12 protein-coding genes and 1 pseudogene are annotated in these 14,033 nt (G+C 71.8%); 6 read left to right on the top strand and 7 right to left on the bottom strand.

Translation table 11 applies throughout. The features are described from left to right. Positions 1 to 3 precede the first annotated feature (3 nt). Positions 4 to 978: a hypothetical protein gene (locus ACGFZN_RS17175; RefSeq protein WP_393859276.1), complete on the bottom strand. Its 975-nt coding sequence runs from the start codon at positions 976 to 978 to the stop codon at positions 4 to 6. A gap of 364 nt (positions 979 to 1,342) precedes the next feature. Between ACGFZN_RS17175 and ACGFZN_RS17170 the strand changes: the two genes are divergently transcribed. Beyond that, positions 1,343 to 1,750 carry a hypothetical protein gene (locus ACGFZN_RS17170; protein WP_393859275.1) on the top strand — a complete coding sequence of 136 codons (408 nt, stop codon included), beginning with the start codon at positions 1,343 to 1,345 and terminating at the stop codon, positions 1,748 to 1,750. A 473-nt stretch (positions 1,751 to 2,223) separates the two neighbouring features. Here the strand turns inward: ACGFZN_RS17170 and ACGFZN_RS17165 are convergent, their stop codons facing one another. Further along, a complete protein-coding gene (locus ACGFZN_RS17165; protein WP_393859274.1) occupies positions 2,224 to 2,955 on the bottom strand; it encodes a hypothetical protein in 732 nt (243 codons plus the stop codon). Positions 2,956 to 3,587: 632 nt separating this feature from the next. On the opposite strand from ACGFZN_RS17165, the gene ACGFZN_RS17160 reads away from it, so the two are divergent. Both ACGFZN_RS17160 and ACGFZN_RS17155 read left to right on the top strand, forming a co-directional pair. Next, positions 3,588 to 4,925 carry an alpha/beta hydrolase family protein gene (locus tag ACGFZN_RS17160; RefSeq protein ID WP_393859273.1) on the top strand — a complete coding sequence of 446 codons (1,338 nt, stop codon included), beginning with the start codon at positions 3,588 to 3,590 and terminating at the stop codon, positions 4,923 to 4,925. A 563-nt stretch (positions 4,926 to 5,488) separates the two neighbouring features. After that, a complete protein-coding gene (locus tag ACGFZN_RS17155) occupies positions 5,489 to 7,393 on the top strand; it encodes an ArnT family glycosyltransferase (RefSeq protein ID WP_393859272.1) in 1,905 nt (634 codons plus the stop codon). 321 nt (positions 7,394 to 7,714) lie between these two features. Here ACGFZN_RS17155 and ACGFZN_RS17150 read toward each other — a convergent pair whose 3' ends face one another. The 5 genes from ACGFZN_RS17150 to ACGFZN_RS17130 all read right to left on the bottom strand — a co-directional run bounded on the left by ACGFZN_RS17150 (position 7,715) and on the right by ACGFZN_RS17130 (position 11,769). Continuing rightward, positions 7,715 to 8,200 carry a hypothetical protein gene (locus ACGFZN_RS17150; RefSeq protein WP_393859271.1) on the bottom strand — a complete coding sequence of 162 codons (486 nt, stop codon included), beginning with the start codon at positions 8,198 to 8,200 and terminating at the stop codon, positions 7,715 to 7,717. 280 nt (positions 8,201 to 8,480) lie between these two features. Continuing rightward, positions 8,481 to 9,782 carry an acetyl-CoA carboxylase biotin carboxylase subunit family protein gene (locus ACGFZN_RS17145; RefSeq protein WP_393859270.1) on the bottom strand — a complete coding sequence of 434 codons (1,302 nt, stop codon included), beginning with the start codon at positions 9,780 to 9,782 and terminating at the stop codon, positions 8,481 to 8,483. Between the two features lie 272 nt (positions 9,783 to 10,054). After that, positions 10,055 to 10,750, bottom strand: coding sequence for a helix-turn-helix transcriptional regulator (locus tag ACGFZN_RS17140; RefSeq protein WP_393859269.1), 696 nt, complete (start codon positions 10,748 to 10,750; stop codon positions 10,055 to 10,057). 158 nt (positions 10,751 to 10,908) lie between these two features. After that, a complete protein-coding gene (locus ACGFZN_RS17135) occupies positions 10,909 to 11,271 on the bottom strand; it encodes a DUF488 domain-containing protein (RefSeq protein ID WP_393859268.1) in 363 nt (120 codons plus the stop codon). 93 nt (positions 11,272 to 11,364) lie between these two features. Further along, positions 11,365 to 11,769, bottom strand: a complete 405-nt coding sequence (locus ACGFZN_RS17130; protein ID WP_393859267.1) for a cupin domain-containing protein — start codon at positions 11,767 to 11,769, stop codon at positions 11,365 to 11,367. A gap of 342 nt (positions 11,770 to 12,111) precedes the next feature. On the opposite strand from ACGFZN_RS17130, the gene ACGFZN_RS17125 reads away from it, so the two are divergent. The 3 genes and pseudogenes from ACGFZN_RS17125 to ACGFZN_RS17115 all read left to right on the top strand — a co-directional run bounded on the left by ACGFZN_RS17125 (position 12,112) and on the right by ACGFZN_RS17115 (position 13,935). After that, entirely contained in the window at positions 12,112 to 12,561 is a 450-nt protein-coding gene (locus ACGFZN_RS17125) for a carboxymuconolactone decarboxylase family protein (RefSeq protein ID WP_393859266.1), read from the top strand. Positions 12,562 to 12,622: 61 nt separating this feature from the next. Further along, a pseudogene (locus tag ACGFZN_RS17120) lies at positions 12,623 to 12,763 on the top strand (LysR family transcriptional regulator); the annotation flags it as partial. Beyond that, positions 12,763 to 13,935 (top strand): MFS transporter, encoded by a 1,173-nt coding sequence (locus ACGFZN_RS17115; RefSeq protein WP_393859443.1) that lies wholly within the window; start codon positions 12,763 to 12,765, stop codon positions 13,933 to 13,935. The pseudogene ACGFZN_RS17120 and the gene ACGFZN_RS17115, both read left to right, overlap by 1 nt. Positions 13,936 to 14,033: the final 98 nt, after the last annotated feature.

Raw genomic sequence — 14,033 nt, 5'->3', positions numbered from 1 at the left:
GGATCAGGCGGGGACCCGTTCGGCGGCGGCGAGGACGGAGGCGCGCGCCTGATGGCGGCGCTCGTAATCCAGGACCCGCCGGGTGACACGCTCGGTGGCCTCACCGATCCGCTTGACGATCTCATCCTCGTGCATGCCGTCGTAGCCGGGCCACGGCTCGGGCCCGAGCAGGTCCGCGATCCGGCTCAGGACCGCGGGGCGGGCGGCGTGGGAACGCTCGTAGGCGCCCACCCTGGCCAGATCCGACTGGGGCAGCTGCGGCAGCCGCTCGAGAATCGCCCGTGCGCTCAGCCTGCGGTAGTCGGGGATCGGCAGATCCATCTCCGAGATGAGGGCTCCGTCCGGCATGCCCTGGAGCCGGTCCGCTCCCGGCATGCGCTCGGCCGTCTCCCGCAGCCAGGTGCTCCATTCCCGTACCGCCTGGGTGGCCCGGCCGGCGCCCAGGCCGTCGCCGCACGCGACCGTCGCCTCGGCGTGGTGCTCGAGGCTGTCGCCGAGTTCGATCAGTGTCTCCTCGCCGTCGCGGCGGATGGACCGCAGCAGATCCGTGGTGGCGCCGTCCTGTGCCTCCTGGGCGATCCGCTCGGCGGCCCGGCAGATCGCCATGGCGAAGGCAGTGCGCGCGTACTCGTCCTCGACGTTCTTGAGCAGCTGGTGTTCCGTGGCCGTCCCCGAGCCCCGCAGCAGGGCGTTCGGTACGACCTTGACCGCCTCCAGGGGCAGCCGGACGGCCTGCCTGGTGAGCTGCCAGACGTTCCCGGCGACGGCCTGGGCGAAGCCACGGGGCTTCAGCGAGGCCAGGCGCTCGTCGATGAGGTACACGTGGCCGCGGGCGTCGCCGGCGCGGCGTTCCAGGACTTCCCGGTACTCGCCGGGAGGGGTGACCGCGAGATGGGCTTTGAAGCGGTCGGCGAGCGCTGCTTCGGCCTCTCGGACCTGACGCAGCGCGGGAACGAGCATGTCTGTGGCTACGGCCATCACGTTTCCTTCGGCTAGGGCGATGCTCGCATGACATCGGGCCAGAGCGGCCCCGCCCCCCTCGCCCTTACGGTGCCCCCAAACGCGGGCTCCCGCATCTTTCCGGCGGCCGCACGTAGCAGGCGCCGGCCGGAGGGAAAAGCCGCCCCTTCACGCGGCCGCGTCGGCGGTCGCCGAAAAGGCGTGCCGCCCGGGGCGCCTGACCAGCGGCGGTGTGCTCCGGCAAACCCGGATCGAGGCCCGTGAGCAAGCCGCCGCAGCCGAATGGGGTACGCCTTTCCGCTACTTCGTGTCAAATGATCCGATAGACCCTTGATGTTCATACGCTTCCGGCGATCCCTTCCCCCCAACCGGGAGACAGAGCATGCGCAAGACGGTACGAATCTGGAGTGCCGCAGCGGCGGTCGCAGCCGTGGCCGCGGGGTCCATCGGCACGGCGATGGCCGTCACCTCACCCCCCTCCCCCAGCCCGAAGCCGGCCGTCACGGCCGCGGCCGCGCCCACGGCCGAGGTGTCCGCCGCGGACGTCCGCGCCTGGCAGCAGTTCCGGATCCGCGGCACCGCGCCCGGCGTGCCCGCCGGCACCCGGGTCACCCTCCAGCAGCGGGTGGGCGCCCACTCCTGGGTCAACCTGCCGGCCTCGATGCACACCGACGCGCACGCGACGTACACCATGCGCGTCGTGCTCGGTATGAAGGGCCACAACAAGCTGCGTCTCGTCGACAGCAGAATGCGCGTCGTCTCCCCGCTCATCGACGTCTGGGTGCGCTGACCCGGGGCGGCTCGGGGACGTGGCGGAGCCCGGGAGTCGTATCCAGCTCCCGGGCCCCTGGGGATGCCACCCAATTGCGCATGCCGGCGGCGTTTAAGAGGTCGGATCAGTCATCATGCCGTCGTGTTCTTCCTTTGAACTACCGCACCAGGCAAGAGGTGCAGGCGAGAGTCGAACTCGCATCCGACGGCGTTCGTCCGGCCTCGGTCGATCCGGCGATCGGCGGCGATGCTGAGACTGGAGCGAGAGTCTGAGACTGACTACGGCTGCCTCTGCCATGTTGGGCTACCCCGGCCCGTCGGTGGTGCTGTGCCGGGGGAAGGACTCGAACCTTCACTGTCACCGTGTCTTCAGGCTGAACTTCAGTGTCAGCTTGCGCTCATCGCGCGAACCGGTCCTCATCCCGGCCCGCGCCTGTGGCGCACCCCCGCGCTCGCACGCGGGGGCGATCATGGATGCTACCCGTGGCCGCGTCAGCCGAGCAGGTAGCCGAACACCGCGTCGCCGACCCGCTGATCGGTGACCTCGGCGCTGTTGGCCTCCTCGCGGGCGAACTTCACCGCCTGCTGGAGCTTCTCGACGCGCTCCACCAGCTCGTTCACCCGCCGCGCCGGGAGCGCTCCGGAGAACTTCACGGTCGTCCAGTACCCGATGGGTACGTCCTCGTAGTACACCTCGACCTGGGCCGGGTGCTTGTCGGTCGCCTCCGCCTTGACGTGGTTGCGGGGGACCTTCTTGGTCCGGATCGTGCGCACCGGGTCCGTCTTCCACCAGTCCGTGGACGGGTCGTGGGACCAGGACTCGGCGGCGTCGAGGGTGGGGAGCTTCTTGACGAACGTGTGCAGGTCGGTGAGCTGCTTCTCCAGGAAGAGCAGGTAACTGACCGGAACGTCGGTGAGGATGGTCCGGCCGTCGACCGTGACGTCCGCGCGGGCCGTGCAGTTCGCCCAGTCCTTGGTGGCGGTCACGTCGAAGAGCCGGGTGAGCGAGGCGGACATCTCCCGCAGCACGTCCTCGGCCTGCACCTGCACCCGGGTGGACTCGGGCGGCAGCTGCTCGCCCTCCTCGTCCTTCGGCTGGTACGTGCGCGAGATGCCGGCCAGCAGGGCCGGCTTCTGCACCTTGTGGTGCGCGGCGGTGATGTCCTGGAGCGACTTGCTCTTGACACCCTTCTCGACAGCGATGATCTGGTTCAGTTTCGCCACTTCGGGCCCCCCTTCGAACGAGCGTCACCGTACTTCACCGGCTCGAACCCCGGCACTTGGTTTTCTCCCGTCACCCTGGGAACACGCACTCCCCCGCCGCCTCGCCGAGTCTCATCCGCCCACGAGGGCGACGAGTCTGATGAAGACCAGGTCCAGGCCGACGGTGAGGTCCACGAGTTCGTCGAGGCCGTCGACCTGGCGATCGCCGGCCAGGACGAAGAACCCGTTGGCCAGGAAGGCGCGTTCGGCGATCTCGGCCTGGCGCTCCCAGTCGATGCGGCGGGGCTCGCGCAGCCGTTAGCCGTTCAGCTCCGTCTCGGCGTCGTATGGCAGGGGGCACTGACAATGCGATCGACTCGGCCGCTCCGGAGGTACGGCTGCCGTACGCCCCGGTCATCGGCCGGCGTTCGGACCGCGCATGCCGGATAGTTCCCCACGGAGGGTGCCAAAACGGCACGCCGAGGCCGCCGTCCGGCCCCCGGTCTGCTCCCGCAGGGCCGGCTCCGGGCCCGTGCGGTCGGCTGATACGGCGCCATCTGACCCATCCCCGGGGAGCAGTTGGCCCGGGCAGCGGTACGGTGTGCCCCTGACCATCGCCGGGCCCCGTGGCCCGTGATCAACAGGGGAGTTTCATGCAACACCGCAGACCGCGCCACCACCGCAGACTCATAGCCCGAGCGGTCGGTACCGCCGGTGTGCTCGCCGTCGCCCTGGGTGCCGGGGTGACGCCGTCGATGGCTGCCGGGAAGTCGTCTTCCAATCCCACGGCCACCGGGTCGTCGCCCGACGAGGACGCCACGAACTGGGCGCCCGACAACGACAGCGCGGCTCTGCCCCAGGGCGCCCACCCCGCCGCCACGCTCGCCCGCGGCCGGGCCTCCACCGTCCAGCTCAAGCTTCCCGCACCGAGCGGCCCCTACCAGGTCGGCACCTTCAGCCAGCACCTCGTCGACAAGTCCCGCACCGACCCGTACGTGCCGGGCAACCGCGCGCGCGAGCTGATGGTGACGTACTGGTACCCGGCCTCCTCCACCTCCGGGTACCCCGTGGCACCGTGGATGCCGTCGGTCTCCGGCGCCCACTTCCTCCGCTCACGAGGCCTGTCGCCGCAGCAGGTCTCGCTGCCGCAGACCTCCAGCCATACGCTGGCCCCGGTCAGCACCAAGCTCGGCAAACTGCCCGTGCTGCTGTACTCGACCGGGCTGCACTCGGACCGCGCGATGGGCACCGCCCTGGCCGAGGACCTCGCCAGCCGGGGCTACATCGTCATCGCCGTCGACCACACGCACGACGCGAACGAGGTGCAGTTCCCGGGCAACCGGCTCGAGGTCAACACCATGCCGTCGGGCGCGCACTCCTCCGACACGCTCAACGTGCGGGCCGCCGACATCAAGTTCGTCATCAACCAGCTCGGCACCATCGCCAAGGGCGGCAACCCGGACGCCGACCACGCCAAGCTCCCCACCGGTCTGTCGAAGACCGTGGACACGTCCCGCATCGGGATGTTCGGCTGGTCGCTGGGCGGCGCCGCGGTCGACACGGCCATGCAGCTCGACCACCGCATCGCCGCCGGAGCCAACCTGGACGGCCAGTTCTTCGGCACCGCGCCGAGCAAGGACCTGAACCGCCCGTTCATGCTCTTCAGCTCCGGCACGCACAACCGCAACAACGACTCGTCGTGGCGCAAGCTGTGGCCGCATCTCAAGGGCTACCGGGTCGACATCCAGCTCCACGGCTCCAGGCACCTGTCGTTCAGCGACAACGAGTGGCTGGTGCCGCAGGTGGCGCCGCTGCTCGGCATGTCGCAGGACCAGGTGCGGCAGCAGTACGGCACGATCGACCCCAACCGGGCGATCAAGATCCAGCGCGTGTATCTCGCCGCCTTCTTCGACCAGGAGCTGCGCAAGAAGCACAGCACCCTGCTGGACGGGCCGTCCAAGAGCTACCCGGAGATCGCCTTCGTCCGCTGACCGGTCCCCGCGGGACGGGCCCCGCGCGGGGCCCGTCGTGCACCGCGCGGGGCGTTCCGCCGCGTCGCCGTACGAACGGACCCCCGGTCGTCGTACGGACGGCGGGCCGGGGAGGCCCTGAGCCGGCCGGTGCCCGGTTGCGCGTACGGGCACGGCACAGGGACACGAGTGTGATGGATGCGTGATCTCGTGCGGCTAAAGTGTGCGGTTGGTCGAACATTCGAGCGCTCGTCGCCGGTCGAGAGAGAGGATCCGCTGTCCTGCCCACCGCTTGCCGGCGCCACGCCCCACCGCACGCTCCCTCACCGCCACGCCGCCGTGCCCCGCTGCCCGGCGGCGCCGGCCGCGATCGCCTGCCGGTGCGGCAGGGGCCCGAGCCGCGACGGCCGGGCCCGCCGCAGCTTCTCCCCCGGCGTCCCGCCCGCCGACGGCCCGACCGGCACCGGTCCGTCCGGCAGCGTCCCGCCGGCCGCCACGCAGCCGTCGCACCCGCGGCTTCCAGGGAACCGCCGCCCAGGACCCGCCGCCGCTCCGCCTGACCACCGATCCGAGGACCTTCCGCCATGACCACCATCCCCACCGCCCAGAGCACCGGCCCGCACGGCCGCCACCGGACCTCGCGCCGCCGCGACGACCGGCCGGAGGCTCCGGCGTCCTGGGAGAGGCCGGCGCTGGCCGCGGTGCTGGTCGTCGCCGCACTGCTGTACGGCTGGGGCATGGGGCACGCCGCGATCCACCCCTATTACAGCGCCGCGATACGGTCGATGGGCTCCACCTGGCGGGCCTTCTTCTTCGGCGGTCTCGACCCCAGCGGTTCGATCACCCTCGACAAGCTGCCGGGTGCCTTCTGGCCGGAGGCCGTCTCCGTCTGGATCTTCGGCCCGCACACCTGGGCGGTCGCGCTGCCGCAGGTCGTCGAGGGCGTGCTCACCGTGTGGCTGCTGCACCGGATCGTACGGGTGTGGGCCGGGAAGCTCGCCGCGCTGATCGCCGCGCTGACGCTCACCCTCACTCCGGTGACCGTGGTGCTCAACCGGGCCACCATCCCGGACACGGCGCTCACCCTGCTGCTGGTGGCGGCGGCCGGAGCCCTGCAGAAGGCGCTGCGCACCGACCGGCTCGCGCCGCTGATCACCTGCGGCGTCTGGGTCGGGCTCGCCTTCCAGACGAAGATGCTGCAGGCCTGGCTGGTGCTTCCCGTCTTCGCGGCCGTCTACCAACTCGCCGCCAGCGGAACGCCGTTGCGCCGGGCGCTGCGCCTGCTGTCGACCGGCGCGGTCACGCTCGCCGTCTCCTGCTCCTGGGCGCTGCTCGCCTGGATCACACCCGCCGCACACCGCCCGTACGTCGACGGCACGTCCAACAACAACCCCTTCAGTCTGGTCTTCGGCTACAACGGCCTGAGCCGCTTCAGCGACGACGACACCGCGTTCGGGGCCGTTTCCGGAACCGCCGCCAGCCGGACCTCCGGCAACACGGGCTGGGGCATGCTGGTCAACCACACCATCGGCCCGCAGATCGCCTGGTTCCTGCCGCTCGCCGTGCTCGCCGCCGTCCTGGGCGTGGTCTGGCGGGCCGGCGAACCGCGCACCGACGCGCAGCGCGCCGGCTTCCTCCTCTGGGGCGGCTGGCTGGCCGTGCACGCCGTGGTGTTCAGCGTCTCCAACGGCAACCACCCCTACTACACGGCGGTGATCGCACCGGCCGTCGCCGCGCTCGCCGGGGGCGGGCTCGCCCTCTTCCGGTCCGTGTACGACACGGGCGGCCGGCGGCGCGTATGGCTGCCGGCGGCCATCCTGCTGACGGTGCTCTGGGCGCTGGTGCTCGACGTGCCGACCCTGTTCGCCTCCTGGCTGCTGCTGCCGGCCGTGGGCCTCGCGGCGTGCAGCGTGGTGGGCCTGTGGACCGGCGGGTCACGCGTCACCAGCGGGATGTTCCAGGGCTCCGTGGCCGCCGGGGTCGCGGCCACTCTGCTGCTGCCCGCCGGCTGGTCCGCCGCCGCCCTCGACCCGCTCTACGCGGGCGCCTCCACGTCGCCCACGGCCGGCCCGGTCGGCAAGGCCTACCACAGCGCCGTGCACAACCGGTCCGCTCTGCGCCGGGTGGAGCTCGACCGGCCCAGCACCCGCGACACCACCCTCCTCGACTACCTCGCCGAGCACCGTCACGGCGAGAAGTACCTGGTCGCCACCCAGGCCGCGTATCCGGCGGAACGGCTGCTGCGCGCCCGGTCCGAGCCCGTCCTCGTGATGGGCGGCTTCACCGGCAAGACGCCGTTCCCCACCGCCCAGCAGCTCGGCGACCTGGTCGCCTCGCACCAGCTCCGCTACGCACTGCTCACCCCGCTGCGCCCCACCACCCCGGCCACGACCTGGGTGAAATCCCACTGCACGCGCGTCCGCTCCGGGGCCTACGGCTGGCGCACCAAGGGCAGCTTCCTCCTCTACGACTGCCGCGCGCAGGCCTGAGCGGGCCGCGGAGGGTGTGCCCCGAGAAAGCGGGCGGCCGCAGGAGGGGTGCCTGCGGCCGCCGGCCGGCACCCCGCCTGCCTCACCCGTTCGGCGGTAGGCAAACGCCGGGAAGGTCTCGGGGGTCCCGGCGCGGGACTCGCCGGTGCGGTCCCCGGGCGGACGGCCGGTGGGCGTGCGGACGGCCGCCCGGCCGGCAGGCGCACGGCGGCCGCGTACCCGCAGGACCACGGTGTGTGCCCGGCGCGCGATGGCCGGACCATGGTCGAATGGGGCCCCGGCCCGATTCCGGCGGGCCGGGACCCCATCTCTCGCGGTGGCTTAGTCGTCCCAGTGGTGCACGACGCGGAAGCTGGCCACGACGCCGTGCTTGATGTCGATGCCCGGGACGTGGCCCGGCCGCAGGCCGTAGCTGGAGCTGTCGGGTCCCACGGTGGCGACCGGAGCGCCGTTGTCGCACACCACCCCGCGAAAGACCTCGACGGTCCTGTGGCTGTCGTTGCGGATGTTCAGGGTCCTGGCGCCCAGGCCGCTGATCACGGTGATGCAGTCGCCCTCGCGGGGCGAGTACGACCGCTCGTTGATCTGGATCCGGCCCTCGTAGCCCTCGTGGCGCCCGCTCCAGCCCTCGTTGCCCTTGCCCTGTCCGGAGTCGCCACCGAGCGGGGCCGCCGCGGGGGCGGAGACGGCCGGGGCGGACTCGGGCGTCGGAGCGGAGGCGGCCGACGCGTAGGTGATGCCGCTGGCGGCAAGCGCTGCCGCGGTGGCGACACCGGCGGTGACGACGGTGGAACGCTCGAGCTTCATGTCGCTTCTCCTGTCTCAGAGATGCCGGCCCGTCAGCCAGCTCGCGATCAGAAAATTACCCATAGCGGTCATACCAGTCATACTGGATTTCCGCTCGAGAGGGCCGTTCGAGCTATTCCCGACCCCGCCCGCCATCCCCGCGGAGAGCCGCGCCGGCCGTCAAGTGGCCTGTAATGACGAATGATTGACCTACTTTTAGACTGTCCGAGTGATCTTCTGACGCATGGTCACCCGGCCCGTGCTGCGGCGTGTCGCTGCGACAGGGGCCGGACGAACCGTGTTAGCCGGTGGCCGTCCGGGGGCGGGCCCCGGCGCGGGACGAGGGACGTTCACGGGTCGGACCGGGTGTCAGGACGCGGCGGATCTTGTCGAGCATGGAGGCCGGGATGAAACCGGTCTGCTCGCAGAGTTCGGTGAGTTCCTTCACCGTCCGCCGTTCGTCGCCGGGGTCCACGGTGAAGGTGAGGATTCCGCCGTGGTCGTGGCCGTCGATGATCAGGTCGTGGCAGGTGACGAGGTCGACGCGGGCCCGGAGTTGGGCGAGCAGCGCGGGGGTGGGGTTCGCGGTGAGGCACTCGATCGCGAAGCGTTCGGCCGGGGCGCCGGCGCGGGTCGGCCAGGCGCCGGCCAGGATGTCGAGGAGGGCGACGAAGGTGTTGAGTCCGGTGGCGGCGATGGACAGAGTGGTGGCGCCGCCGATCCGGGGGTTGATCTCCAGCACGTGGTAGACGCCGTCGGCGTGGATCATGTCGACGTTCACGGAGCCTTCGACCCCGAGGTGTGTGCACAGGTCCACCAGGCGCCGCGCCGTGGGCACGAAGTCGTCGTTCCCTGCGGGGGTGACGTAGCGCAGGTCGTCGAACGTGAAGGCGGGAGGGCCGCCCGCGGTGCCGGTCCGGATCAGCGGCATGACGGTGTAGTGTCCGCCCGCGCCGACGATGTCGACCGAACAGAGCCGTCCGCCGACGCACTTCTCCAGGACCGCGTGCGCCGCAGGGCGTGCGGCCAGGTGGCGGTCGAGGGCGGCCGGGTCCGCGAGGAACTCGATGCCCGTGCTGGTCGAGTCCCACAACGGCTTTGCCAGCAGCGGGTACCCGAGGTCCTGTGCGGCGAGGCGGACGGCGTCCCGGTAGGCCGGCACGGGCAGCGTACGGCCGTTGAGGAGGTCGCTGTCGAGCAGCACCGCCGGCGGGGTGGCGATGCCGTGGGCGTCGAGGACCCGCTTGGTCTCCCACTTGTCGCACAGGACGCGCGTGGCGGCGAGGGGGGTCATGACCGTGCGGACGCCGAGGGCTTCGAGCTTGGCCTTGACCACGGCGTCGCGCAGCGCGTTCTCGTCCGGCAGGGAGATCGCGACGGCCGCGTCGGCGCCCCAGGCGAGTACGCGCTCGACGAACTCGTCCGGGGTCGCGGCTGGTTCGAGTCTTTCGCTCGTCCCCGGGAACAGGCCCGGGCCGCCCTCGCCATGGGTGTGGAAGAGACGAGCCTGCGCACCGAGCCGCGCCAGGGCAGGGGCGATGCCGTGGATGTACGGGTCGGCGCGCTGGAGGTCGGCGGACCGGAGGAAGGCGATGCGCTGCATGTCGGCTCACTCCTGCGCGGGTGTGGGCGGCCTCGGCGTGGACCGTCGCGGGTGTGTGGCGGTGAGAAGGCGCATGACGCACGCTCCGCCGGGGGCTCGGCCGCCGTACGGGGGCGCTTCGGTGCGCAGCGTCTTCCTCACACGGCGCAGTACACCGCACTCGGCGCGTCACGACCACGAACACAACGACCGGACTGGCGCGGCGATTTCGCGCCGGCGGTTGTAGCAACCTCCAGCCGTGGCCGGGACCCGGGTGGCGGGGGGCGGCTGCCTCAGGACCGGTGCTCCTGCGCGGGAGCGAGGTGGGCCAGGCACAGTGCGGGTTCGACGAAGGGTTCCAGGCGGTCGACGCCCAGGGGTGCGCGCACCTCCTTCAGGGCGCCGCGCATGAGGCCCAGATGGAGGGAGCACACCACCTCGCGGTGTTCCTCGGCGACCTCCCGGAACGGGCAGTGCCGCAGCGCGATGACCTCGTCCGGCCGGCTCCCGGCGGGGGCGGGATCGAAACCGACGTCCGCGAGGACCTGGGTCAGCCGCCGGACGGCCTCCTCGGCGTCGATGCGCCGGCCGGGCGAGGGCGTGTCGGCGAGGTAACGTCCCCATGCCTCACCGGCGTCCACGGCGGCCTGTGCCGGATGCGGAAGCGTCTCGCTGACGAGTCCGGTCAGCATCTGGGCCAGCAGCTGGTAGCTGCGTCGGCCGGCCGGTACCCGGGAGGGGGCGGCGGCGCGGTAGACGGTGCGGGGTCTGCCGGGCCGGCCGCGTCCCTCCGCGCGGCACTCGGCAAGGCCGTCCTTGACCAGTGCGTCGAGGTGGAACCGTACGGTGTTGGGGTGCAGGCCGGTCTGCTCGGCGATCTCCCGTACGCCCGCTCCGCCGGACGCGGCGCGCAGTACGTCGAGTACGCGGACCCGGCTCTCGCCCCCGGCGGAGGAGCCGGCCGGATCCTGCAACGTCTGCCTGTCCACCCCCGCTCTTTACCCGGGAACGTCGTGCAAACGCGGGAAAACCCGTCCGCCTCCGCGTCGCGAGCGCCCACCCCTCCCCCGGGTGATCAGGTCCTCGACCGCGTGATCAGGTTCTTACAAAAGCACTGTGAAAACCCGGGCGCGAGGACGGCCGTCCCTCACCGCTGCTTGTTCAGCCACTCGGCGAGGACGGCGGCCTGGCTGTGGTCCACGTCCTTCGTGGCGGTCAGCAGCATCACCCTGTCGTGCGCCGCCAGGTCACGCAGGTGCTCGGCCGCCTCGCGGTGTTCGCCGTCCCGCAGTTCCGCCAGATAGCGGCGGCGGAACTCGGTGAAGCGCTCGGGGTCGTGGCCGTACCACTTGCGCAGTTCGCTCGACGGAGCGACGTCACGCAGCCACTCGTCGAGATGCGCGTCCTCCTTGCGCATACCCCGGGGCCAGACCCGGTCCACCAGCACGCGCTTGCCGTCCCGCGGTGCGGTGTCCTCGTAGACTCGGCGGTAGGTGATCCGTTCGGCCATGACGGTGCCCCTCCGGATGGGTCGGTCGCCATGCCTTGCGCGGGCGGGACCCCATCGTCCCCCGCTGCGCCGCAGGCACTGCCGTCTTCCCCATTATCCCATCCGGTCGTCCGCCGAGAGGTGCTCCACCGTCCTGCCGGTTTCCGTGACCGTGCGGGTGACGTGCCCCGACGAGTACACCCAGAGGATGCGCAGCGGCCGGTCTCCGGTGTTGCGGAACAGGTGGGGGACGGGCGAGGGGATGTAGGTGGTGTCGTACTGCTCCAGCTTCGTCACCTCGCCGTCCACCACCACCTCCGCCTCGCCCTCGAGGATCGTCACGTGCTCGTCGCAGTTGTGCGCGTGCAAAGGCGCGCCGGAGCCGACCGGGTACACGCTCATGCCGCTCGTGATCCGGTTCTCGCCGCGGGCCGACGGCGTGGTGACGAGCGGAGTCGTCACGACGGAGCCTCCGCGGTCGAGCGGGGGAACGGACGCGGCCTTGATGATCGTGGTCATCCGGGGAGCCTGCCTTTCGGGTGCGTCTGGTCCGGCTGCCGGTGTTCTCCGGTGCCGCGTCGACCGACCGTAGGGCGTGTCCGGCCGCCGTGGCGCCTCTCGGCGTGCAGCTTTTCCTTGCGCGCCGGACGGGGGTGAGCACACAGGAGCGGGTTGTACGGTCCCTGGCACCGCGCGGTCGCCGAAGGCCGCGCCGGACAGCCGAGGCAGGTGTCGCCCCATGAGGCTCCCCGTACTGACCGAAGAGGACATGGACCCGCGGCAGAAGGAACGGGCCGCACGCATCGCCGGCCGCCGCGGCGGTGTGCGCGCCCGTTCCGGGTCTGGCTGCACAGCCCGGAGATGTGCGAACGGGCCGAGTCGCTCGGCGCGTTCGCCCGCTTGGACTGCGGTCTCCCCCGGCACCTGCGCGAGTTGAGCCTGCTGATGGCGGCGCGGAACTGGGACGCGCAGTACTCCTGGAACGCCCATGTGCACCATGCGATCGAGGCGGGAATACCGGAAGCCGCCGTCAAGGCGATCGCCGAGCGGCGGGAGGCCGTGTTCGACGAGGAGCGGGACCAGGCCTTCTACCAGTTCTGCCGGGAGGTCCTGGAGGAGCACTTCGTCTGCGACGCGACCTTCGCACGCGCACTCGGCCGCTCAAAGGGCCTGGTCGACGCGATCGGGGCGCTCGGCAACTTGACGATGCTGGGCATGCGCCTGAACACCTTCCAGGTGGACCTCCAGGCCGGCGCGGAGCTCCCCTCCCCCGACGTCCGCGGCCACGGAAAGGCCGCCCCGAACTGTTGACATACTTGCCAACAATGTCTTTGGGCTGAGGCCGAGCCGTCGGCGGCTCTCGGAGGAAAACATGGATCGTCTGCTCCTCATGCACAGCTTCGTCACCGTCGCGCAGGCCGGCAGCTGCAACGGCGCCGCCAGGAAGCTCGGCTCGTCGGGGTCGCTGGTGTCACGTCACGTCGCCGAGCTGGAACGGCAGGTCGGGGTGCGCTGTGGACGGCCTCCCTGGGTCTCGCTCTGACACTGGGTCCGCTGATCAACGGCCTGATCGTGGAGCACGCGAGCGCGCGCTGGCTCTTCCTGCCCTCGCTCGTCATCGGAGTGCTCGCGGTCGTGGCCGGAGCCGTCCTGCTCACCGAGTCCCGTGCCGAGCGGGAGCGGCACCTGGACGTCCCCGGCCAGCTGCCGGCCGTCGTCGCCATCACGGGCCTGGTCTACGGCGTCATCGAGGGCGGCAGCGCCGGCTGGGGCTCGGCCGAGGTGGTGACCGCGTTCGTGGTGGCCGCCGTCGGGCTGCTCGGTTTCGTCCTGGTGGAACTGCGGTCGTCCTGCCCGATGCTGGACATGCGCCTGTTCGCGTCCCCGGCGTTCTCCGGTGCCGCGCTGGTGATGGCGCTCACCCTGTTCGCCCAGGTCGGCCTGGTCTTCGCGCTCAGCGAGTACTTCGGGCTCGTCCGGCACGCGTCGACGCTGGACATCGGCGTGCGCCTGATCGCCCTCAACGGCTTCACCGTCGTGCTCGGCCCGCTGGTCGGCCGCCTGATGAACCGCACCTCCCCGGGGCTGCTGCTGGTCATCGGCCTCGTCGTCGGCGGTACCGGGGCCCTGTGCGTCACCCTGTTCCACGCGGGCACCGGCACCGGTGAGGCCGCGCTGCTCATCGGCGTCCTGGGCATCGGCATCGCGCTGGCCATGGCGCCGATCACCACCATCGCCATGGCCAGCCTCCCGCACCGGCTGGCGAGCGCCGCCGGCGCCGCCAACAGCGCACTGCGCCAGATCGGCAGCGCGCTCGGCCCCGCCGTCTTCGGCGTCGTCCTCACGCACCGGACGCTGGGGCGCCCTGCCCGGACACCTCGCCCGGTCCGGTGTCTCCCCGGCCGACCAGGGCCAGGTGAACGGCATGGTCTCCCACGTGGGCATCCAGGCGGCGCCTTCCTTCACCTGAACACCCCTCGGGCCACCGGACGCGCGCTGTCCGCCTACGGCGCGAGCTTCGCCGACGCGCTGCACACCTGCGCCCTGACCGGGAGCGTCGGGATGCTGGTGGCCGCGCTCATCGCCCTGGTGACGATCGGGGTGCGGGCCCGGCCGGCGCACGGCGCCGGCGCGCCGGCCGGGTTGACACACCCCGCCGGGGCGGTCGCGGGCGACATGGGCTGACCGCCTGGCGGGCAGCGGCCGCTGACGGCCCGCCGGCCCCCGGGCCCGGCCTCCGCTCCGGGGGCCGGATCCGGTGGGAGGTCGGCGCCGGATCAGGC

The sequence above is a fragment of the Streptomyces sp. NPDC048192 genome (genome assembly GCF_043202415.1).
In the GTDB taxonomy this organism is placed as follows: Bacteria; Actinomycetota; Actinomycetes; order Streptomycetales; family Streptomycetaceae; genus Streptomyces.
This window is presented reverse-complemented; position numbering and strand designations above follow the sequence as displayed.